Origin of the sequence: Thalassomonas actiniarum (assembly GCF_000948975.2) — a bacterium.
In the GTDB taxonomy this organism is placed as follows: domain Bacteria; phylum Pseudomonadota; class Gammaproteobacteria; order Enterobacterales; family Alteromonadaceae; genus Thalassomonas; species Thalassomonas actiniarum.
This window is the reverse complement of the sequence record NZ_CP059735.1, coordinates 312,427-335,570: the sequence shown is the minus strand read 5'-3', so window position 1 is coordinate 335,570 and position 23,144 is coordinate 312,427. Positions and strand designations below refer to the sequence as shown.

Sequence of the window (23,144 nt, the reverse complement as noted above, 5' to 3'; positions counted from 1 at the left end):
TATAACTGTCGATTTACAACAAAGGATCCTGGTGCTTTTTAACGCAATCGGGATCGTTACATCGGGTAATTCTGTTCCAACCCAGCTTTACTCCCTTAACCAGGCCATATTTGTCGATCGCCTGATAGGTGTATTCTGAGCATGAAGGTTCAAAATTACATTCAAGATTAAAATATTTGAGAGAGCCGCCACCGCGCTGATATTTTCGGATGGCAGCTAAAGCCAGGCCTTTAACCAAGTTTACGGCCTAAAGTGACCAGCAAGGCTTCCCGGGTCCAGAACAGCAAAAAGCGTTTTTTCTCGATAACCTGAAATACTACCTGCCAACCGTCGGCAGCTTCTTCATTTAAGGTTGATTCTATTTTTTTGATCGGAAGTCCGCTGGCTCCTAACAATAAGGTACCGCAGCCGCCTTCAACTATATGTATAACTTTAAATTCGTCGTAATTAGACATCCAGAACATCACCTTTTTAAAAATAAATGGACAACACCTTAAAGCAATATTTCAATTAACTTCAAAGTGTTAGCAATTAAATAGAATAACAAGGTTTTTGTCAATTACACGGCATTTCACCGAGGCAATATTATGGACTTTTATAAAAGCGGATATTGCCTTCGATATGCTCTTTTACCGCAATCGATAACTCGAAACTGGCATTAACATCATAATTCCAGATAAACCTGCCACGCTTGATCAGCTTAGGTGTTAAATCATTAGGGTGATATTGCCAGATAAAATCCTGGTGGTCATAACGGCTTTTCCAGTACATGCGGTCGCCCACCATGCGGATATCGGAAATTTTACTGCCTTGCTGCCCGCTCAGTGACACCTGCCCGGTCAATTGCGCCGCATTTAATAACTCGCCGTCAACCGAATATAAGCGATTGTTCTTAAACAGCCACCACCTTTGTTGACCCGCCTGGTAAAATAAATTGTCAGCATCAATTTGAAATTCAGCAACTTTTTGCCCCGATAACTGATAATACCTGAGGTAGTCGCCGTCAAAACTAAAAATTTTATCTTTGCTGAGCCAGCCGAAACTGACGGGTAAATGAGGGGTCACCAGGTCAAAACTGTTCACCAGGCCGTTACGGTTATAAACATAGGCACTGTCATCGCGGTTGGTTAAAATCAGGCTTAAATCCGGGCTCCAGCGGACAAACTTTACCGTATCATAATTAGTAAATTGTGATAGCTGCTTTACTTTACCGTCTTCATGCAGGTAAATCTGACAAAAACCGCCACGGCGAGACATAAAGGCGGTTTCCCCCAGGGCATTACTCACCGGCAGATAATCCAGGCTGGTGCTGGAAAAGACCGGCAGGTTATCTTTATCCCGGATATTGACCTGCCAGTTCTCCACTGTCGCATACAGGTTCCCCCGGTGATCGGCGGCGATGGCAGAAAAAATGCCCCGGGCGGTTTCGGCAATATTTTGCTGATGGCCATCAAGCGTGACACTACTCAACCCCTGGTGTTTGGATTTATCATTAATCAATAATTTCTGGTTTTTCCTGTCGAAAGCGGCAAACTTCAACGGGTAATCCCAGCTTAAATAAGCCGTGCCGGATTTATCGATTAAACGGCTGTGATAGTTGGCGTCTATGGTGATATAAAAAACCTTGTCCTGCCAGGCTTTCACGGCGGTTTTCAACCGCTCTCCCTTATCAAGTTCCAGCGGTATTTCGGTAAAAACCTGCCCGGACACATCATACTGAAATGCCCGGTACACCCCGGCCGTTCGATAAAGCGCAACCAAGCGCTTGTCATCAAGCCAGAGCAAGCGCCCGACATAGTCACACTCCACCAGGGGAGCGCGGGTGATGTCATTGCCCTGTTCATCCTTAACAGTTAATAAACAGCTGCTATCTTTTAACTGCCACAAGGCTATGCTGTCCCCTTTTATTGACCAGGCCGGGTAGAACAGCCGGTCCGGGCTTTCGAATATCAGCTGTGCATCGGTATTTTTTCTTTTACGCCACAGCTGATGGGCATCTTTGATATAAACGATACTCCCATCAGAGGGATTAGGGGAAGGCCAGCTCTCCAGCCCGAGAGCAGTAGTCAGCTCTACCGAGGCGTAACTGACAGGCATTTCTTGCGGTGATTGAGTGGAGAAATAGGCGATAGCGGTAAAGCCCGATAACAGGAAAAAAACCGTGATCAAGGTCAAGCGAAGGCGCTTTTCCTGCTTTGATCTAACAGGCTCCTGAACATTTTTTTCTTCGTAGCTTGTCGCCTCACCTTCCTCTACCTCGAACCTTTCTACCTCACAACTCTTTACCTCGCAAATAAGGCGATAACCTTTTTTCGGGAAGGTTTTAATGATCTGTGCCTGCTTCGGCGGATCCCTGAGCACTTTACGTAATTTGGTCAGCAGCTGATAGACACTGTTTTCTTCCACAACCGTATCCGGCCATAAGGCCCGGCTCAATTCCTCTTTGGACAAAACCTTTTCCCGGTTCTCGATCAGCAGCAGCAATAGTGCCGCTACCTGGGGTTCGAGCTTCTGACTCGCCTGCTCGTCAATATGCCTGAGACTGTCCTGCAGACAATCAAATTCCCAGTGTAAAAAGCGGTATTTTTTAACGGCAGCAGACATCAAAGTTCAACATAAAGCGGGCAAATAAGATAAAAGCTGAACATAACCTTTTTCAGCTTTAAGTCAATGAAAATCAGCTTTAGAAAGGTTATTTCAGAAAACCTTCAGAAAAATTCAGCACAAAAGGTGATTAAATATCGGCATATTTTTAAACCAGGCGCGCTCTCTTCCTAAAACAATCCCGGAGCGCGAAATTTTGCCAACAGCTCAATTAAAAAATCAATAATGATTAAGGAAACAAGATGAAATTTATATATAGCGCCGGACTTTTTATCATGGCCTCCTTTGCCCTGGCGGCAACTCCCCTGCCGGATAAAGAGCTTATGCTGACTGACAAGCAGGCAATAACAGAGGCAGCCCGAAGTTATATCGTTTCACAGCATATCAGCTCAAAAGAATTAATGGCGGGGGCCCTGCATCCGGTACTCGCTAAAAGAACCTACTGGGGTAAAGGCAAGCAGCAGGAATTTATCATGGAAACCAGCCGGGAGACCATGTTAAAAGTCGCCGAAAGCTATAACAAGAGCGGAGATAAGTTTCCGGAAAACCCCAGGGTGGAAATAACGATACTCGATATCGATCAGCGTGTTGCTTCGGTGAAACTCAGCGCCGATGACTGGATTGACTATATGCACCTGGTAAAAACAGCTCAGGGGCAATGGAAAATCCTCAATGTCTTATGGCAATACCATGATATCAGCAAGCATCAATAACGGGACACACCATGAAAAAGGTTAAGCTAAAACCTCTTATCCTGTCGGCTTTATTCGGCTTTTCAGCCCTGAGCCAGGCAGCAGCCCACTCTGCCGGTAAGGCGGGGAAAAACACCGGCTGTTTTGACGATATTTCCTTGCCGGAAAGTTTTATCGCTTTTGATAGCGGCTTTGACAGTGAGCTGGCCGCCTGGTACCAACAAGTGTTCCAACTGGAGACGGTCAAAACTTTTACTTTTCCCGACGGCAATACCAAAGGAATATTAATGAAACGGGGACATTTCGTGGTCGAGGTGTTTAACAAAAAAGCACTCACCGAAGCCGCAGAAAAAATACCGGATAAGCCCGGTATAATGAAGTTCGGCTTTTTTACCCGGGCCAAGTTACCTCAGCTGCAAACCTGCCTGCAACAACACGGCATCAAAGCACCGAGAATATTTCAGGATACTAACCTGGCGGCAGGCTTATTATTGGTCGTTGACCCCGAAGGCAATATGTTTGAGATCATTTCGCCCGACTAAAGCAAAGGAAACCCCGGCAAGCACACAAGTAAAAGCCACTTCCGTACTAATTCCCTGTAAAAAACCGATGCATACCTATTCACCGGTTTTTTCCCCGCTTTTGTCTTTTTATGGTGTATAGTCATTGGGCAAAAAATAACAACATGGAATAGCTTAATGACCACGCAAGTCTCTTCTGATAATACCGCCAGCACCTTGCCGGTAACTGAAGAAAATCCAAGCTCGGTTTTATATGTCTTATTTATTTCTTCGGTGGCGGCAATCGGCGGCTTTCTCTTTGGTTTCGACTCGGGTGTGATCAACGGCACGGTCACCGCCTTAGGCAATGCCTTTAATTCCAATGACGTCACCACAGGTTTTAATGTTGCCTCCATGCTCTTAGGCTGCGCCATCGGCGCCCTGATGGCAGGACCGCTGTCAGACCGCTTTGGCCGCAAACCCGTGATGATAATCACTGCCATCATCTTTGCCGTCAGCGCCTTCGGCTCCGGCATCTCTGCCTCTTCCGCAGAATTTATCTTTTACCGCCTGCTTGGCGGCCTGGGTATAGGCGCCGCTTCTGTGCTGGCACCCGCCTATATTGCCGAAGTTGCCCCGCCGGCTTTACGCGGACGCCTGGCAACCCTGCAGCAACTGGCAATCGTATTAGGTTTGTTTGTTGCCTTTTTAAGCAACTACCTGATTGCCGTCACCGCCGGCGGCGCCGAAGCAAATTTTCTGCTGGAACTGCCCGCCTGGCGCTGGATGTTCTGGGTAGAGCTTATCCCCTCTTTGCTGTTTTTAACCGGTATTATTTTTATTCCCGAGTCCCCCCGCTATTTAGTGGCCCAAGGAAAAACCGAACAAGCCAGAAGCATATTTAAACGCATCAGCAAAGGCGCTGAAAACAGACAAGTCGACCAGGTAAAACAATCCCTGCACGGCGATCATAAACCCGGATTAAAAGATCTCTTCCTTGAAGGGCAGAAAAAAATTCACCCCATTATCTGGGTGGGGATAGCCTTATCGGTATTTCAGCAATTTGTCGGTATCAATGTGGTCTTTTATTACGGCGCCGAGCTTTGGCAGGCGGCGGGCTTTGACGAATCCCAGTCCCTGTTTATCAATGTTCTGACCGGTACCACCAATATCATCTCCACCTTTATTGCCATTGCCCTGATCGACAAACTCGGCCGCAAACCCTTGTTGCTCATCGGCAGCCTGGGCATGTTCATCAGCCTGGCGGCGCTGACCTATATCTTTGCTACCAGCGGTTTTGACCAGGCGGGGAAACTTGCCTTAAGCGAAGACATGGGAATCCTGGCCTTAATCATGGCCAATTTGTTTGTGGTGTTTTTCGGCTTGAGCTGGGGGCCCGTAGTATGGGTATTATTGGGGGAAATTTTTAACAACCGTATCCGCGGCGCGGCACTGGCGGTGGCGGCGGGCGCCCAGTGGCTGGCCAACTTCGCCATTACCATGACCTTCCCGATTTTACTGGGTAATGTCGGCTTATCGGGCGCCTATGGTGTATATGCCCTTTCCGCCTTTATCAGCATCTTCTTTGTGGTGAAATATATCAAAGAAACCCGGGGGAAATCTCTGGAAGCCATGTAATTGCTCTATTAAAGACACTGGCCAACTACCGAAAAACCTGTTGGCTAGTGTCCGGTTTTAATCACATAAAACAAACAGTCGTTAATGGCGATATCTTTGATGGTGGTAGCCATAAAAATCCGCATATCGGCCGCGCACAGCAACCGGTGCCCGGATACGCAAAAGTACTCGCCGATAATATCTGTCCCGTGTTCGTCCGTTAACTGTAAATTATTCAGCCGGTTATGATCCAGCCAGCCCAACACCTCTCCCTTGCGGGCGCCGGTGAAATTATATTGCTCGATATCGGCTTTGAGTGTTACCCCGTGAAAACCTGAATTTTGCCCGCCATAGGATAAGTTAATATCTTCCCTGAGCCTTAACCTGTGGGGTTGATACACGACTTCCACCTCTCTTTCCTGATGAAAATAGCGGGTCGTTTCACAGGCTAAAATATGGCAAATACCTTCATAGGCAAGTTCATGGGCAAACTCGTCGTTGCAACCGCCGCATTCCACCGTGATGGTAGGACAGGAGAAATCCTGCTCCAACAGCGCCCCGAGGCGAATAGCAGATAAAATAATGGTTTCACAAAAAAATGACGATAACGACAGCACATTGGCGGTGATGCCATGGCAAACGGCAAAAGCGGGTCCCGAACCCGAGGTATTGTGTAAATCGACGACAATTTCGGGAGAGACCTGACTGATAGCGTCAGCAATCAAGTTGGCCCTGAGGTAATAACCGCTATTTTTCCCGCTGCCGAAACAACGGTTAAGATCTTTACCGCCGGGCAGATACCTGTGGCTGAGCAGCGGAGCCAAGCTGGCGGCTTCGGGTGAGCCGAGAATAAAACGGATATTGGTGATCGGTTTCACCAGCTTATCAGCCGAGGTCAGCCAGCGGTGGATGGCGATCAAACCCGATGGCTCGTTGCCGTGTAATAAGCTGGTGATCACCCGGCACCGGCTGGTATCTTGCCCGGAAATATCAATTACCGTCGGCCCCGCCAGGGATAATAAAAACTCCTGATAGTCCGGCGGTAAAGAACCGGGAGAAGGATCCTTAAAATAGCCGATTTCGTTGAACACTATTGCCATATGCGCTCCCAGGTTGCTACCGGACGACAACTTCGGCTATGTTCGATATATAATTGCACCAGTTTCTGGCAGGCAAGATCTTTATCAAAATCCCGCTCCAGTGCCCGCAGGGTATTTTTTTGCCATACGGCGCCGGTGACCTTTTCTGCCAGCCTTTGCCGGATAATATTAATAAAAAAGCTGATTTCATCCGGCGCTATTTCCAGTGCCAACAAACCTTTTTCCGCCAGCGGCAGCATTTGCCTGATCACATCGATAATGGCGACTTCTTCCGGGTGATAGCGATTATTCAACGGCCACAAAACCCTGGCATCAAGGCCGTGCTGCGCCGCCCGGTAAAAATTATATTCGGCAAAACGAAACGGGATAAAGGAAATCAAATCATCTATCTCGCCGTTTAACCCCAGTCCACAAGCCAGACCTATGGCAAAGGCGGCATTGGCCAGCATATCTAAGCTGGTGGGACCGGCGGGGATCGCCCGAAACTCGATACGGATATGACCATTGCCCTGGTTGGAAAATACCGGCCGGTGCCAGGGCCAGATGGTGCCCATATGCATGGACAATTCCGCCAGCTCCGGCACTTTTCCCTCGCCGCTTTCAGCCTTCATATAGGGCAAAATCACGGGATAAAGGGAAACCGCTTCCGCAAAAAGCTCCCAGGCACTGGTGCGCAGCCAGCCATGGCCAAAATTCACCCGGGATGGCTGCTGCCACTGGAAAGCATCCGCCAATCTAATATCGATAGACTGTTTAAACAGTGCGATCCGGGTTTCATCCCATAAGCGATTGCCCAAGAAAATTCCGGAATTGCCGGCAATGGCGGTCACCAGGGGAGAGGTGAGCTGCGCGGCATTAAAGATGCGGACAAAACTGTCTTTGGGGGTCATTAAATGTACCTGGAAAGAGGTATTGGCCCCTTCCGAGCCAATGTCGGCAAAGTTAACCGATACCGGCTCTTCGCCATTGATATTAACCCTGAAATTCTCCCCCCGCTGTTGATACAAGTGTCTGGACAGGCAATGGTAACGGGGCACATCCGTCATATAAGCAGTATTGAGATGTTCGGCTCTGAGGGTGGGCAATATACCCACAGGTACAATATTAATGCCGTGGCGAGCGGCAACTTTTTCCAGGTAGCCGGTTTTACTGAGGATTTCCTGTCGCAGCGCAGTAAAAGGTTTGCCTTTTTGCCGAACCGCATTCAGGTTAAGTTCAAGATTATATTGGTTAAGTTCATGCTGGAACTGCGGATCGCCCAGTTCTTTTAATAACAACTGGTTGCTTAAACTGACCTGGGCCTCATCGTCCACCAGGTACATTTCCAACTCGGCCCCCAAGCTGAGCGCCCCGTCGCCAAAAGACGGCTGTTTCATCAGCTCCTTAAGCTGCTCCAGCTGCCGGTAGAGCGCCTGTTGAAAAATGAAATAATCCTGTGGTGAATATTCCTGCTGATCTATATTGCGTCCCATAACATCCTGTACTCTTGGCAACCACTATCATAATTATAGAATGCCACAAGTATAGGAAAGACCAACTTGACCTTGCTCAAAAAACAGTCAACAAATTCAACTAAAGCATGAGCTCCGCTAGAACAGCTTATTGCCAGTTGCCGTCGGCAAAATACTCAGGATAAGCGTGTAATGCCTTCATGATCTTGATTGCTCCGCCGCGTGCGTTCTCATGAGCCTTCATTTGTTCGACGCCCCGGAGCATGCCGGAAAGCAGAATATGCAACTGGCCATCGGCAGCAGGAGGCAAGTTGCAGTTTTTAAAAATAAAATCCAGCTGTCCCTGCAGCTCATCCGCCAGGTTCCGGTATTTCTCAGCGGTAAATTTATGGTGATGAATATCACCGATAGCGACCGACATCAGCTTTTTGATCCCGGCCATCCCGGTATGCAAACTTTCATCAATCGGCCACTTCTTGCCTTGATCTAAGGTCATGGTTGATTCTTCATGGTGATGGGAATGTTCCGCCGCCAAAGCGGACGGTGCGACAGACAATACAAGTGAGAACATGGCGGCAGATATCAATGGCAATAAACTCGGTTTCATCATCCTTTTTCCTTAAGTTTTTTCTGTAATTAAAATACAACAAAATTGGCTAAAGCAAAGTAAAATAAAGTAAATGTCTTGCTTACAGGTATAGGATAGCCCCCAATAGAATCGGGATAACCACAGCATAGGCAAGCAGGAAAAGTCGCCAGTTAGCCGGGGCATGCCTTAATTCCATAAAGACATCGGTGATCTGCTGCCCCTTGACGACGGTTAACAATACCAAAATAACGGTCAACCACCAGGAGGCCGGATAATAGCGACTCAGGCCAATACTCAGCAGGGTTAATATCAGCAGCAAACTTGCCGAGATATGTATCCCGGTGGCTTCGGTGAATTTTGACAACATCAAGCTCCCCTTAATGAACGACATAAACAAGAAAAAATAACAGTATCCACACCAGATCCACCATATGCCAGTAAGCACCGCCGGCTTCAAAGCCTTGGCAGTTTTGCCGCGAATAAACATTTTTCCCGGTTTTGACCGCCATATAACCTAAAATAATCATGCCCAGCAGCACATGCATGAAATGAAAGGCTGTGGTAAAAAAATACAGGGTATAAAAGGTATTGGTCGACAAGTCATATCCCAGCCCGATTAACTGTCGGTATTCCCAAAGTTTGACCGCCAGATAAACACAGGCAAACAATAACGCCATTAACAGCAGCTTTTTTGCCGCCGGGTTATTGTTTTCCCTCACCCTGACCACGGCCAGGGCGACAAAATAACTGCTGATCACTAGAGCCAAGGTACAAACCAGACCTACCCAGACGTGCAAGCTTTCCCTGCCGCTGGTAAATAACTGGGGATTAAGGCGCTCTGCCACGGCAAAACCGATAAAGAAGATCGCAAAAACCGTCAGTTCCATCAGGATAAAAAACCACATTGCCAGATCCCCCGGCAAGCGGGGTTGTTCGGCCGGTTTTACCTGGGTATCGACCGCTATTTCCTTTGTCGTCAGGCAAGTTGTCATTGATATAGCCTTTTGTGAAATCAAATAAGAACCGGCGCTATCCACTAGCAAGTCTGCCGGGGTTCATAACCGCAGATGGCTATTATTCAGCATTTTTCGTTTGCCTACTTTGATTTTCATCAGCAATGATGCGAATTCCGGTCACTTTTACCTGATCACCCACAGCAAAAGCCTGGTTAGGAGAGCGTATATATTGCGTGCTGCCATCCTCTGTCTTCACCAGGTAACCGTTTTCACTCTTGTCTGCTGCCTGCTGGATATTGCCCCCGGTCCAGGCTCCGGCAATACCGCCAACGATTGCGCCTATCGGACCGCCGACGGCCCCGCCGATCAAAAAGGAACTCCAGCCGCCCACAGCCTGGCCCAGGGTGTTATCAGGCACGGCTTCAACAATTTCATCCGCCTGTACAGGTGCAGTCAACGCCAATAAGCCGGTCAGTATTAATATTTTGCTTTTCATCTTGGTTACCCTCAATCGATCAAATAATCTGTAATTTCTCTAGATGAATAGCAACAAGTGAACCACAAAAACAAATACATTAAGAAACAATCAGATAACAAGAAAAGCATGCTGAACAGCTAAAATTTTTATCGTTGAACAAAGTGTCTAATTAACACTTAACTGTCTGCTAAACAACTCAGTGTATTTATGACACCTCCTAAATAACTGTTTATCTTAATCTAGCGATCTTAGATCCGGGTTTAAGGCAGCATAAGGTAAACTCATTTATAAACATAAGGTTACTATAAGTTCGGTTGCAGAACTTGTGAAAACCGGCATTAGCCGCGAGGAAATTCTGCTTGTTAACAGGCAGGGGCACGCACAAGTGGAGATCGTCAACCAGAGCTTTAAGTTCGACCAAGCCCGGCTGAGCTGTTAGATAGCATTGCTGACAAGGGGAAACCGCCGAATGTACCGTGACATCATGGCCAAGTTAAAGGCACTACTGGCACAATAAGGTCAAGCGGCGGTAATTATCCATTAAACTTTCAGAAGGATTTAAACCGCCAGTAAATGGCCATGTAAAATACACTTCACCACCGCCTGCTGGCGATTAATGCTGTCGGTTTTAGTAATACAATTAGCCAGATGAAAATCAACCGTCCTTTGGCTAATGGTAAGCAACTGACTGATTTCCCATGAGGTTTTCCCTTCAGACGCCCATTTGATACATTCCAGCTCTCTTTTGGTCATCTTGGTCCCCTGCTCCATCACCTTTTTTCGATACCTTGAATAGATAAAAGGGGACAACATCACCCAGTACCAACCGAGTTTTTCTAATATTTCTTCTTCCATCAGCTGCTGTGGCATAGAGAAGATCAAACAGGCAAATTCACTGCCTGATCCATTCACCGGGACAACCAGCTGACATTCCTCCCGGGAAAAAACCCCCTCCGTCTCATTCGATGGTATTAGAGCCTTTTTTTCCAGCAAGAGCTTTCGATAATCAACCGGCTTGCTTTCATTAAGGCAATAGCGCTTGATGTTGTCATCCTGACTAATAAAAGTACGTAGCCCGGCAGGAACATCACCAAAAAACTTCGGGATAAAATGTTTACTGGAGCTAGGTTCAAATATCACAAGGCCTGACCAGGCATAATGAAAAGTTTTCCCGACTTCCTGAAAAAAGTCGTTTAAACCTTTTTTGGAATCGATTGACTCAATTTTCTCGATCATTTGCTCTATATGTTTCATGCTATTGCCTTTTTCTCTTTAATACTCAAGCCAGAGGGTTGTAGCCCTATTCACATCTGGTCGGGCTGTCCGCACAGATAAAGGCACTGGACTGAGTCGCAGACTCCTGGTTGGGAAATGTCTCAGATTCCTGGCTGCTATATTCAGCAGCAGCGGCTGCAGCGGCTAACTGCTCCTGAAGCTGAATTTCACATCTTGTCGGGCTGTCCGTACAAACAAAGTTACTGGAGATGTTCGCTAACTCTTGACTGATATTTTCATTGGCTACGGCTGACTGCCCGCTGGCTGCTAATAAAGCAAAAGATAAAGTGAATGTTTTTAATGTTGTTTTTATTGTTTTCATCACGACTGTTTCTTCCAGTTATTGGTGCCAAATCGGCGTTGTTTCAAAGCAACTCCAATTTGCAAGTAACCAGGCCATTCACCAATAATGGCGCCGTGATTTAGCAGTTATTTCCTTATAATCTTCCCATAACTTCCTTTGGTTACAGAAAAGTCACAACAAAAACACCTTAGCAATCATATAGATACAAGAAGCCATTAACTTTCAGCTAACAAAGCATAATTGCGAAAAAATGCTTTTTTTCTTGAACCCGGGCTTACTGTCAAGCACTGAAATGTTTGCATTACTCCTGCCCTGCAGCTTTAACATGACTTTATGGCGTTTTACTGCACGCATGTTCAAAGTAAACTGCAGGCAACAAACCTATTTGAAGAAAAAATCATCAAGTCATGCCTTAGCCAATAAAAAATTCTTCAGCCGGGATAACAATAACGGCCATAAAAATTCATTCCCGTTTAGAAAAAGGATTAATGGCAGGAAAAATAAAAGAAGGAGCGGTAGTGCAGCCAGGCAATAGCCTTAGCTTTATGGCTTAGCCTCTTAACCAATTAAAAAAGACTTGCCGCCCGATGCCGGTGCAGACTGGCATATTCAATCGGTAACAGCTCAGCAGGCAATAGTTACAGATGAGGAGCTTTAAAAAATATTCGATGTAAGATTTACTGCGGCTTAGATCATATCTGGCAGGCGCACTTACCGGCTGCGGTCCCAGCCTTTTAGCATCAAGCCTTGACCGCCGAAATAAACACTTAGGGCAAAAATAAACAAACTCCAGGTTTATATTTTTCTTTCACATCTTGTCGGGCTATCGGTGCAAAGGTAGAAGGGATCAACCCTCCCGGCCCCTTGAGCGCCAAATTCACTGAGATAGGCCAACTCCTGAAGCGTGATCAATAGATTAAGGGTTAAAAGCAGTGCTTTGAAGGTTATTATTATTATTTTGAACACGACTATTTTCTTCCTGAAACCAGTGCAAATATGCCATTGTCAGCCCCCTGCCCGGCAGGGACTTTCACAATAACTGCGTCGTCGTTGAATTATCACATCCTTATGAATTCAAAGAATTATTTTATGTCTATGTTTGATCTAGCCTTAACGCCAATATCTCAGATTTCCCCTTTTGCCTTACAGAATATAACAGGGATGAACCATCCTTTTTAACGGAAAAATAAGGCTTGATCTTATTATAATCAAAAGTTTTGCTTAGCTTGACCGGCTTGTTGATATCGCTGATATCCAGCTGATAAAAAACGGTTTGTACCAGATCATGGCTACTCCAAAAAATGAAGTTGCCGTTAACATCCCAATGGGTATTGGGCTCGGTAGATAATTGGTTATCAAGTGCAACCTGCTCCCCGGTTTGGCCATTATGCCAGAACAACTCTCCTTCGGCCGTCCCCAGGATAAAATCATCACCATAGGGGCGTATATAACGAAAACCGCCCAACAACAAACTGGAAGTTTTACTCGCTATGTTATAACGGTAGACCTCCCACTGTTCATAACCTTTAACCGAAAATAAAATATGGCTTTCATCATCAGTAAAACTGGCATCGCCGACATAATCATCCCCGGAGGTGATATAAGTCAAACTGCTGGTCTCGGTATTAAGCAAGGCAAAACGATGATTGATTTTAATTAATTCCTGCAACCCGGATGAAGCCGAGGCAACGGGAAGCAAATGGTATTCAGTTTCAATGTAAGGCGTGCTTTCATTGCTGACGGTATGCAATTTACCCAGGGTGGCAATATTATCCTTATTCACCAAAATCGTCTTTGTTTTATCGTCGGCCTGATGCGCCATATAAAGGACATCAGGGTCAACATTGTAAATTTTCCGGGTAGTCCAGTCGTTAAAAGGCAGTTCCTGCTCAAAGAACAAGTTCTTCGGTGCCGATTGCTGCGTAGAAACCGCCAATACTTGCTGTTGATCTACGTTCGCCAAAGCAATAAGGTTATGCTCCCGCCCCAGTACTGCAAACGCGGCATCCTGCTTATAATCAAGCTTAAACAATTGTTCTTTATTCAAAATCAGTAAATTTTCATTATCAAACCAACGCAGATCATAAACAATATTGCTTTGCTGACGGCGGTAAATAACAGTTTTACTGTCTAAATCGATGATCCTGATTTCATCGGCATTCTCAAATTCAGAATAACGGAGCACAGCCATCAATTTACCGTCCGGTGTGATGGTGCCTTTAATGTCTAAATCTTTGATATTGGTGCTTGATGTCACCCTGACAGTTTGCTGCGTGCTGCGGTTATAGCGGTAAATATATCTGGGTTCGTTTGCCTTTTTTTGCCCGGAAAAATAAACCAATTGCGGGTCATTAGAGGTAAAGATATTGCCTATCTTAAAGTAGTTTTCCAACAAGGGCTGCGTTTGATAATCTGTGCTGTCGCTAAGGGTTATGCTGTTTAATGACGAGCTGCCTTCTTTCATATCCGAATAAAACAGCGCATCGTTATTTACTGAAAAAGCCAGTGAAATTGGCACATGGGCATTATGGGTAACAGGCAAAAAATCATGTCCGTTTTCCCGTTTAATATACACCTGATAGCCGGTATGTTCGCTAACCTGTCCGGAAAAAGCAAAATACTGCCGGTTAGGCGACTGTGCCAGGGCTAATTTATCTCCGGGCAGAGAATGGAGTACTTCTGAGGAAACCGCTGACTTTTCCGGGGTTACAGAGTCATTGCCGGTAAAATAATAGATAAAACCGGCCAAAAATAAGATAACAAGAAAAAGCGCCGATAAAGTAAGCGGCTTTGCCGATTTTTTAGCTTGAGTCCCGGCAACAGGAATTGAGTTAGCCTGGTGATTATCCGCAATCTGAGTATTTGCCTTGTCGCCGGCAGCAGTCCGGCCTGATATTTCTTCTCCTTCAAGCTGAGCCTGGGGCTCGCCTTTGCCGCCAGTCGCTTCCGCTGCGCTATCACCTTGATTATGGCTACCCGAAACAGGACAAATCAATTTATAGCCCCGTTTCGGCAATGACTTGATATAACGCGGCACTTTGTGGTCGTCTTTAAATAACAGGCGTAGCTTACTTATGGTCCGGCGCACTGCAGCATCAGAAACCACTCGTCCCTGCCAGACTTTTTCATGCAACTCTTCCATTGAAATATAAGTATCATGATGCTGATAGAGATAAAGTAATACCGCTAAAACTTTAGGTTCGAGTATGACATCCACCCCGTCCCGGGTTAACGTCATTTCCTCTACATCCAAATTGTAACTACCCAATACAATCACTTGACCTGTCGTCCTTACTTCCTAATGCAACAGCTTACTCCTGTTAACAAGATAGTAACCTAATTAGTTTTCAGATACCAGAGGTCATTATAAGTAACTGATAATAAAGAAAGTCACACTCTGGTTACGCAAAAGTCACAGGTTATTTATTGCTCGATTTCGATGGGGACACTTACTTTATTTGCCATAACAGACAGCAACACAGCCCAATAATGCTTGTTGCCTTTGTCGGTAAATGAAAGAGGAAATCATCAATGAAACACGCAAAATTAACTTCCACCCAGGCGGACAGCTTCAAAGTAAATAAAGGCTTTATTGAACTTAGCAGCTTAGAACTGCTAAACGATATGGTGGGCGGATTAATCGATTCACAGTCATCACTTTCACAACTGCACCGGGGGAATAAAACCTCTGCCGGCAAGGTCTGCTTAGCTGAAACCATATAAGGCAAGTGCAGATGCCGATGATTAACCTGTCAGATCTAACAGTTTTAAATTTATGTCATTTCATCATAATTAATAACGGCGGGACTTTCGGCATCAAGAGTTTCATAACCGGGCCAGAGGCATTTTTCTCCCCCGATAGCAAACAAACGACTCAGCCCCGGGGTTGGTAACACCCCATTTAACTATCGACCATATCTTAAGAAGAAACAGGTTCTCCCTATGTCAGTTATTAAAAGATTCAGCGAACAAACCAATCAAGACGCTTGCAAACAAACCTCCATTATTGGCAAATCCATATTAGCCCTGTGTTTCATTGCCTTCATTGCAGCCGTTGGCATTCAATTTATTACACTCACCCCCAAGCAAGACTACAAGGTGCAGATCAGCATAGAAAATTACCAGCCGATGATGATGCAGGAAAAGGTAGTGATTAACGAACAACTGATCACCCAAGGTACCCAGGTCGATAAAGATCAGGCGGTTGCTAAACTGGGTATTGTTGACCTGGGCGAACAGCAATCCGAAAGCCATTATTTACGTGCAGAAAAAGCCGGTTATTACTTCCAGTCGCCGGCAGGGTCAAAGATTATTCCGGCACACCAACCTATAGGTTACCTGTTAAACAACAATTCCTCAGATGAATATTTATTCTGGCTGCAGGAACATCCTAAAAATCCACTCAAGGCGGGAGCGGACGTCACCATCAAACTCGGCGAACAAAGCATCACCGGACGTATCTCAATGATCTTCGGGCCATTTACTAAAGACAAAGGGCAAAAAATTTCAATCCGCCTCAATGAGGCCCGTGATCTGTCGTTAATGTCGCCGGGATCAAAATTAATCCTCTCGGTAAAAGAGCACCCGAAAACACTCGCCCAGTTATTAAGTTGATTTAAAACATCAAGCCCTGATAGTGCTGCCAAAACGGGCAATTTTTGGTAACGTTATCAATAATCAACTTATGCAGGCGGCCAGCAATAACAACATAGCCCCCTGATATCCGCTATCTTATTAGCACCGGCCTTATTAAAGATATGAATAATAAGCATACGCCCGGTCATAGCGGCAGTGAAACCCGGTATCTTTTACCGCGGCAATTATCTGCTCCCTTTTGCCTTGATCCGCAAACCTTGTGCAGCATCAATAGTGAAGATAACCATTGTTTTATAGTGATCCGGCTCGACCGTTATCTGTTATTCAGCACCCGCTTGCCGCAGCCATGCCGTTTTGGTGATGTCAAAGATGATATTTGCGTACTTATCGGCAACAGCAGCCTCTTTTTCAGCACAGATACCGGCGGTAGTTTTACCGAAATAGCTGTCCCTCTGGAGCCCGAGGAACGCTTGGGCAAGGTCAAAATTGACCGCCAGGAAATCATTGTTCGGCTGTTCCAAATGAAAAAACACCCGACATTTGGCTTGCAACCGCGTTTGTTGTGCCTGTCTTTATCCGGCGATTTGATCTGGCAAACCCGGTTCCCTGTGGTTAATGAAAAACATATTCTTGTTTGCTCTGCGAATCTATTACCCGAAGATCTGCCCCGGACAAGAGAGCAAGAGCCGCGTTATTGGCTGCCTGGCGTTCAGGAACTGCTGATATCCGATCATATATTGATGGTTTCATATGCCGACTACGCCACCACTGGCCTGGGTGCCTGGTATGCAATCCATACGGGCAGCGGCCGGTTACTCTGGCAAAGCAGATCTGAACCCTTAGACCATACCACGGCGCTAAGCGACGGACGTTTTATTTTAGGCACCAGCGGCTATGGCGCCTTCGACAGTTACTTATTTGCTGCAGAAAACAATATCACCAATCACTGGCCTGCAAATGGTCCTTGCTTTAAAACCGGTGAAGGAAGACTTATGTTGCTGCAAAGCGGTGACAGCAGCAGTGATCACCAGCAGCTGCTTGAGCTGGCGCCTGAGGGCAGTTTAATGAAGCACAACCAGTCCTTTCCTGACGGCAATCACCACATTGCCAAATTATTGCAGCTGGCAGGCGACAAGATTTTCTTCTGGCGCAACCATAGTTTATGGAGCTGGCAAACAAAGCAGGGACTTAGCAAACTGATACAAGTCAATACTCAATCTTATTTGGTCAAACTATTAGCCTTATCGCCGAGCAGCTTCGCCCTCATTTACAACATGAAACTTAGCGACAGCCCGAATATCCACATTTTTAACTATTAATAAGTTTTATGATACTCACCCCGAGAAATACGAAGAGATTCGTTTTATCTTGAGCAAGAGGATAAACAGTGATATTAATAAAGAATAACAATAAATTATCATGTTTATCATGTTTATCATGTTTATCATGTTTATCATGAAATAAAACACACTGAGGGAAAGCCGACATGAATGCAGCATTGAACGCTAATGTGGTAAAATCATCCTTCCTTAACAAACTTCTCCCGGGAAAATCAGCCAATACCCGGTTACGCCATCTTCCCCTGTTTCTAGGTATTACCCTTGTTGCCGGCTTGATATTAACAGCAGCGAACACGGTTTTTAACAACCACCTAGAAGCACAACAAACTCAAACTTATATCAGCTCGCCCAAGATTGATGATTTGTACTTTTTGGATTATCGCCTGTTACCCGGGATTACTCCCGGACAATTACGGCCCAACGAAAAATATCGCCTGGCAAAAGTTGTTGATATCACAGGCGATGTAGTCACCTTACTTTACGGCAACTTTTTCTACCTCAGACAACGGGCCATGGAAAAGAGTATTCGCTACGGCCACTTAAGGTACCCGGAATATTTCGAAACCAGGCGTTACGATTTCACCAGCAGTGAATTAGCAACAATGAAAGACAGCGGCGCTATTTATATGGTAAAACGCCCAGTATTAAATACCCTGGACGGCAACCTGGTCGGCCCGTCAAAACCGGTTTATAACAGCAGCGCTTTTATTCCCGGTAAAAAACAGAATTACTCGGGTATGGCTTTTCTAAAACAAACGGCCCTGGAAACAAGTTTACAATCGGCGTTTGAGCAATTTCAGGCCTCTGCCGAACTAGGTTATGCTGAGGGACAAGTGAATCTGGCACAGATGTATTTAAACGGCCAGCATGTACAGCAGGACTTCAGTCAGGCATTATTTTGGTTTAAACGTGCCGCACTGCAAAGCCATAAACCTGGGGTGCTAAAATACGGCATCGTCTGCAAGCAGGTGCCTGAGTGCAATATTGTCGATTTCTATGATGAATTGCTTGCCTCAGGAGTGAATATCAAAGTCAGGCAAGTGGACTTTTCCCTGAAGTAAGCAGCTCAATTCATCTGACCCGGCTTTCGCCGGGTGCAGATGAACCAGACAGCCATTACAGGCGATAAATATTATCGGCGCTGTCCCTGTCTACCAGTTTCACAAAAGGATCAACACCGGCATATTCGGGTTTGCCTTTCACCCGGATGGTGATTTCATTGGTGCCGGTTTTAATGGCGTGCTTAGCCAGATAAAGTACATAATCCTGTGCACTTAAATCTTCGGGATCGGCATTAAACAAGCCGATATCCACCAGGTCGCTGAATTCAACATCCGTTTCTTTGCCCTGGCCGTCCGCCTGCTTCAGTGCCGCTTCTATGGTCAGGGTGACATCAAACAGCGTATTTTCCCCCTCACTGCCCTCATCCACAGCCACCACCTTAACATCTGTGGTTTTCAGATCATAAAGGCTGATATGCTCGAACAGGTTGCTGACAAAGGCCTGCTCCTGCTCACTGGCTTCACGGTTAATATAAGCCATCAAATCCAATGTGGTCGGGTAAGGACTGCTCTGATATTTAAACTCGGCCAAAAAGCCTTTCAGCGCCCGGTTTAACTTTAGTTCCCCCAGGCGGTCCTTCAAGGACATCATCACCACCGAGCCCTTGCGGTAATGGATATAACTCTGGCTCTCACTGCGAAACAGCGGCATTTCCTCAAGAAACTCCTCGCTGCGGCCACGTAGATAACGGTCCAGTTCATATTTCAAGAACTTACGGATTTTTTCCTGACCGTATTTCTTCTCCATCACCATAAGCGCACCGTATTGCGACAGGGTTTCGGAAATAATGGCGCTGCCCTGAACATTGGCGGCCCCCACCTGGTGCCCCCACCACTGATGGGCCACTTCATGGGCGGTAACATAATAGGCGGGATCGATATTGTCCGCATCGCGCAAGTCGCTGATAAAGCCGATGCGCTCCGAATAAGGCACGGTATTGGCAAAACTCTGGGCAAAGGTGCGATAACCCGGATATTCGATAATACGCATTTGCCTGTGCTGATACGGGCCGAAGTGCCCGGTGAAATAATCTATGCTGTCCTGTACCGAGGTAATCATAGTATCGACGTTCATACCATGGTCCGGATGATAATAGACTTCGATATCAATGCCTTTATACTCATGCTTTTTCGCCGTTAACCGGGCGGACATAATCGAGTAAAAGTTCACCATAGGGGCATCCATCTTATAGTGATAAATGCGGCGATCCCCCTCAAGCTTTTCACTTTGCAAATAACCCGGGGCGATGGCGAACTGATCTGCCGAGGTGGAAACCCTGGCTTCAAAATCGATAAAGCCAACGCCTTTACCGAAGAAACTCTCATTGTAGAAGTTAGTATCTTCAAGCTTATTGGCGCGCTGCAATGGCTCCAGGCCATATTTACGGCGCTTATGACGATCGCTTAACTGTTGGTCCTGGCGGTAACCAAAGGTAGGGAAAAGTTCATAGTTATTGATAAAGCTGCCGTTTTCCACCAGGGTAAAATCATTGTTGCCGTCACTAAAACCTTGATGGGCCCGGTGGGCTAAAAGTTTACCCTTACGGCTTTCGCCCGGCATCAGCGGCTGTTCAAATTCGAACCAGGCAAGATCAAAGGTCTCATCCAGCAAACCTAAATGCCCGCCGGCAATTTCTACTCCCCACTCCCCGGTGAATTCCGGCTTGGAGACCAGGAAACGGCTGATAGGTTCATTGCCGCTATTGGTGACGCTGATTTCGGCTTCCGCCTCAATCCTGCGCTGTGCCGGATACATGTCCACCTTGGCAAAAGTTTTGGTGATGGTCGGGATGTTGGCCTCTTTATATTGCACATACTGCTTTTCATATTCCGCCTGCAAGGCTTCCCTGTCGTCCTGGATCACAAACTCATTTAACACCCGGGTATTGTAGTGGATATAGCTACCGGCGCCGATAAAGACCAGCAAGCCCATGGCGATGGCTGATTTTCCCGGGGCCCCGAGATAATAACCGACATTTTTCATCCGCACCTTCAGCGGCTGTACCGGCCCCCGGTGCCATAAGGCATGGGTCAGGGCCGCGAGTATCAGGCTGAAGCCGCCCCAATACAACATATACCAGAAATGGCTGTCCAAAAAGCCGCCGTAACCATTGATGTCCGAATAAAACAGCTGCGGGGAATCGGCAAACTGGAACATCTTATGGCTAAAGCCAAAATTGCTTAGCACGATAGAGCTGATAATAAAGAGCACAAACAATAACATACCGACATACTTATTCGGGCTGATCACCTGCAGGAAAAACGCCAGTATTGCCACCATCATCAGCGGCAATACATTGAGATAACCTAAACGTATCAGGTATTGGGAAACCTCCAGGTTGCTATAACCTTGTATCAACTGGTTGGCTATAGTCACCGCCATGGCAAAAACAAACAACAGGGCCACCACTAAGGTAATGGCCACCATCTTCGAGAGCCAGAAAGTGATATTATTCACCGGCAGGGAATCAACGATATCCCCCATACCCGAGTTGCGTTCACGCCAGACAATCTCCGCGCTGTAATAGGCCAGCACGATAAACATAAACAAACGGGTAGAGCCGATAATAAGGTCTACCATGATCTGGGTTAACGGCCAGTTCGGCGTACCAAACATGCCGCTTGGATCTACTAAGGGGGTGACCAGGAAAAAGACCGTCATCAGCATCAGCACCACAAAAGGGGCGCTGAAGATCACCTGTTTGATTTCAAATTTAGTACGCAGGGCCAGATGTGCCCAGGTTTGGATACCGCCGCTTTTAAAAGAAATATCATTATTAAGCAAAGCGCTGAAATCGCTGCCCGATTGTGTGGAAGATTTTTTAGCCGCTTTTACTTTAGGCAAACGTATACCCGAGCGGAAACCACCAAACAAGGCCATGATCACCACAGCCACCGCCAGCCATAACAAGCGGTTTTGCAATAAAATCCCGGATAACTCTATCGCACTGTTATTTTTATCAAACATGGTCCAGTAGCGGGTTACTTCCATAAAGGTATTGGAAGCAAAAGGATCGAGCAGGGCTGCCAATGTCCGGTACTCTGGCTCGGACGCAAACTGCCCGGCAATAACATAAAGAATAAAAACCGCCACCGCAGCCAGGTACACCGCCATCATAGAGCGGAAACGGATCGCCACCGCATAAAAAAAGCAGGACAGTACCAGTAAGGTCGGCAGGGAAAGGTAGAAAAACGCGCTGAAATAATGGCTGAGCACAGTCGGCCCCAAGCGCTCGGGATCAACCCAGCCGGTAAAGCTGCCGATAAAACAGCCCAGCAAGATGCCCAGCGGCACAAAAGCAAATACCGTCAGCACCACGGCAAACGCCCCGAGGAAACGCCCCAACTGATAACTCACCGGGTTAATGGGTTTAGAGTAAAGCAGCTCCGACATCTGGCTGCTTTCGTTACGGGTTGCCGTGCTGGCGACAAAATTCACCACCAAAAACATGGCAAATATCCCCATGATCAACAGGGTTTGGGCAATGGAAAAAGGCCCGTTGTAGACCACATTGCCGCCGCCGCCAATTTGCACATTTTCACTGACGGTGGCAAAAAACGTCAGCAGGAAAAAAATTAAAGCGGTAACATAAAAAGAGGGCTGGCGGGTAAAATAGCGCCATTCAAAAGCAAACATTTTCAATAACATGGCTTGCTCCTTAAGCGACGCGGCGGTGCTGGTTCAAGGTAGAGAAATAGACATCTTCGAGATTGGCAGGGGCAACTTCAAAACCTTCCGGCGCCTGCTCTGCCATCACATGGATAATGGTTTGTCCGGCAAACAGGCGTTTTGAGATCACCGTCAGCTCTTGCTCTATTGCCAACGCCTCCTGTTGCGAGACCGCTTTACGCCAGATTTGCCCTTTCACTTTTTCCGTCAGCAATACCGGATTACCCTCGAGGATAATTTTACCCGAGGCCAGCACCGCCATATTGGGACAAAGCTCGGAGACATCCTCAACGATATGGGTCGAGAGGATAATGACTTTTTCTTCCCCCAGGCTCACCAGCAAGTTATGGAAACGGTTACGCTCTTCCGGATCTAAGCCCGCCGTGGGCTCATCAACAATGAGTAAATCCGGATCTCCCAATAATGCCTGGGCAATACCAAAGCGCTGCCGCATGCCGCCGGAAAAGCCGCTGACGGCTTTTTTCTTGTGCTGATATAAATTGGTTTGCGCCAGCAAACCTTCCACCGCCTCTTTGCGCTCTCCCTTGTTTTGAATACCTTTTAAAATGGCAAGATGATCCAGCAGATCATAAGCGCCGATACGGGGGTAAACCCCAAAGTCCTGGGGCAGATAACCTAAACGCTGCCTTAATGCCTGGGGATCATTAAAGACATCGACGTCATCAAAGAAAATCGAACCGGCATCGGCATTTTGTAAGGTGGCTATGGTGCGCATCAGGGAAGACTTGCCTGCGCCGTTGGGACCTAGCAGACCAAACATGCCTTTGGGGATATCCAGGACTACGTTATCGAGGGCTTTAACGCCATTGTCGTACGTTTTCGATAAACCTTTTATGGATAACATCATTATTCCTCTTATTGATTTTAATTATTGTTTTTTGAATAAATGA

The 23,144-nt window shown here is 46.5% G+C and carries 21 protein-coding genes; 7 read left to right on the top strand and 14 right to left on the bottom strand.

All coding sequences use genetic code 11. The features are described from left to right. Positions 1-13: 13 nt before the first annotated feature. The 3 genes from yidD to SG35_RS01535 form a co-directional block, all read right to left on the bottom strand. A complete protein-coding gene (gene yidD, locus SG35_RS01545) occupies positions 14-238 on the bottom strand; it encodes a membrane protein insertion efficiency factor YidD (protein ID WP_044834030.1) in 225 nt (74 codons plus the stop codon). After that, on the bottom strand, positions 231-455 hold the full coding sequence (locus SG35_RS01540; RefSeq protein ID WP_044834029.1) for a DUF4177 domain-containing protein: 225 nt from the start codon (positions 453-455) through the stop codon (positions 231-233). Before SG35_RS01540 ends, yidD begins: the two co-directional genes overlap by 8 nt. Before the next feature lie 130 nt (positions 456-585). After that, positions 586-2,604 carry a winged helix-turn-helix domain-containing protein gene (locus SG35_RS01535; protein WP_044834028.1) on the bottom strand — a complete coding sequence of 673 codons (2,019 nt, stop codon included), beginning with the start codon at positions 2,602-2,604 and terminating at the stop codon, positions 586-588. Between the two features lie 242 nt (positions 2,605-2,846). On the opposite strand from SG35_RS01535, the gene SG35_RS01530 reads away from it, so the two are divergent. From SG35_RS01530 to SG35_RS01520, 3 genes are all read left to right on the top strand, one after another. Next, positions 2,847-3,317: a nuclear transport factor 2 family protein gene (locus SG35_RS01530; protein WP_236702630.1), complete on the top strand. Its 471-nt coding sequence runs from the start codon at positions 2,847-2,849 to the stop codon at positions 3,315-3,317. Between the two features lie 11 nt (positions 3,318-3,328). Further along, a complete protein-coding gene (locus tag SG35_RS01525; protein ID WP_044834027.1) occupies positions 3,329-3,838 on the top strand; it encodes a VOC family protein in 510 nt (169 codons plus the stop codon). A gap of 156 nt (positions 3,839-3,994) precedes the next feature. Next, positions 3,995-5,434 (top strand): sugar porter family MFS transporter, encoded by a 1,440-nt coding sequence (locus SG35_RS01520; RefSeq protein ID WP_084692835.1) that lies wholly within the window; start codon positions 3,995-3,997, stop codon positions 5,432-5,434. A gap of 44 nt (positions 5,435-5,478) precedes the next feature. Here the strand turns inward: SG35_RS01520 and SG35_RS01515 are convergent, their stop codons facing one another. The 9 genes from SG35_RS01515 to SG35_RS01475 form a co-directional block, all read right to left on the bottom strand. Further along, entirely contained in the window at positions 5,479-6,513 is a 1,035-nt protein-coding gene (locus tag SG35_RS01515) for a M14 family metallopeptidase (protein ID WP_044834026.1), read from the bottom strand. Next, entirely contained in the window at positions 6,504-7,985 is a 1,482-nt protein-coding gene (locus tag SG35_RS01510) for a glutamate-cysteine ligase family protein (RefSeq protein WP_044834025.1), read from the bottom strand. Before SG35_RS01510 ends, SG35_RS01515 begins: the two co-directional genes overlap by 10 nt. Before the next feature lie 127 nt (positions 7,986-8,112). After that, complete coding sequence (locus tag SG35_RS01505; RefSeq protein WP_053043188.1) at positions 8,113-8,574, bottom strand: hypothetical protein; 462 nt, start codon at positions 8,572-8,574, stop codon at positions 8,113-8,115. Positions 8,575-8,653: 79 nt separating this feature from the next. Beyond that, positions 8,654-8,920 carry a cytochrome C oxidase subunit IV family protein gene (locus SG35_RS01500; protein WP_053043187.1) on the bottom strand — a complete coding sequence of 89 codons (267 nt, stop codon included), beginning with the start codon at positions 8,918-8,920 and terminating at the stop codon, positions 8,654-8,656. A 10-nt stretch (positions 8,921-8,930) separates the two neighbouring features. Beyond that, on the bottom strand, positions 8,931-9,545 hold the full coding sequence (locus SG35_RS01495) for a cytochrome c oxidase subunit 3 family protein (protein WP_044834024.1): 615 nt from the start codon (positions 9,543-9,545) through the stop codon (positions 8,931-8,933). Positions 9,546-9,627: 82 nt separating this feature from the next. Then, positions 9,628-10,005, bottom strand: coding sequence for a hypothetical protein (locus SG35_RS01490; RefSeq protein ID WP_044834023.1), 378 nt, complete (start codon positions 10,003-10,005; stop codon positions 9,628-9,630). Positions 10,006-10,545: 540 nt separating this feature from the next. Next, the gene (locus tag SG35_RS01485; RefSeq protein WP_053043186.1) at positions 10,546-11,241 is read right to left on the bottom strand and encodes a helix-turn-helix transcriptional regulator; all 696 of its coding nucleotides are present in this window, start codon (positions 11,239-11,241) and stop codon (positions 10,546-10,548) included. A 46-nt stretch (positions 11,242-11,287) separates the two neighbouring features. Beyond that, a complete protein-coding gene (locus SG35_RS01480; RefSeq protein WP_274055318.1) occupies positions 11,288-11,587 on the bottom strand; it encodes a hypothetical protein in 300 nt (99 codons plus the stop codon). Positions 11,588-12,659: 1,072 nt separating this feature from the next. After that, entirely contained in the window at positions 12,660-14,834 is a 2,175-nt protein-coding gene (locus SG35_RS01475) for a winged helix-turn-helix domain-containing protein (protein ID WP_152646692.1), read from the bottom strand. 263 nt (positions 14,835-15,097) lie between these two features. Between SG35_RS01475 and SG35_RS01470 the strand changes: the two genes are divergently transcribed. The 4 genes from SG35_RS01470 to SG35_RS01455 all read left to right on the top strand — a co-directional run bounded on the left by SG35_RS01470 (position 15,098) and on the right by SG35_RS01455 (position 18,563). Beyond that, the gene (locus SG35_RS01470; RefSeq protein WP_044834020.1) at positions 15,098-15,289 is read left to right on the top strand and encodes a hypothetical protein; all 192 of its coding nucleotides are present in this window, start codon (positions 15,098-15,100) and stop codon (positions 15,287-15,289) included. Positions 15,290-15,508: 219 nt separating this feature from the next. Continuing rightward, complete coding sequence (locus SG35_RS01465; RefSeq protein WP_044834019.1) at positions 15,509-16,180, top strand: hypothetical protein; 672 nt, start codon at positions 15,509-15,511, stop codon at positions 16,178-16,180. A 143-nt stretch (positions 16,181-16,323) separates the two neighbouring features. Further along, the gene (locus tag SG35_RS01460; RefSeq protein ID WP_044834018.1) at positions 16,324-17,481 is read left to right on the top strand and encodes a hypothetical protein; all 1,158 of its coding nucleotides are present in this window, start codon (positions 16,324-16,326) and stop codon (positions 17,479-17,481) included. A 167-nt stretch (positions 17,482-17,648) separates the two neighbouring features. After that, on the top strand, positions 17,649-18,563 hold the full coding sequence (locus tag SG35_RS01455) for a tetratricopeptide repeat protein (protein WP_053043184.1): 915 nt from the start codon (positions 17,649-17,651) through the stop codon (positions 18,561-18,563). A gap of 55 nt (positions 18,564-18,618) precedes the next feature. Here the strand turns inward: SG35_RS01455 and SG35_RS01450 are convergent, their stop codons facing one another. Next, the gene (locus SG35_RS01450; protein ID WP_044834016.1) at positions 18,619-22,212 is read right to left on the bottom strand and encodes an ABC transporter permease/M1 family aminopeptidase; all 3,594 of its coding nucleotides are present in this window, start codon (positions 22,210-22,212) and stop codon (positions 18,619-18,621) included. A 10-nt stretch (positions 22,213-22,222) separates the two neighbouring features. Continuing rightward, the gene (locus SG35_RS01445) at positions 22,223-23,098 is read right to left on the bottom strand and encodes an ABC transporter ATP-binding protein (protein ID WP_044834015.1); all 876 of its coding nucleotides are present in this window, start codon (positions 23,096-23,098) and stop codon (positions 22,223-22,225) included. Between the last annotated feature and the right edge of the window lie 46 nt (positions 23,099-23,144).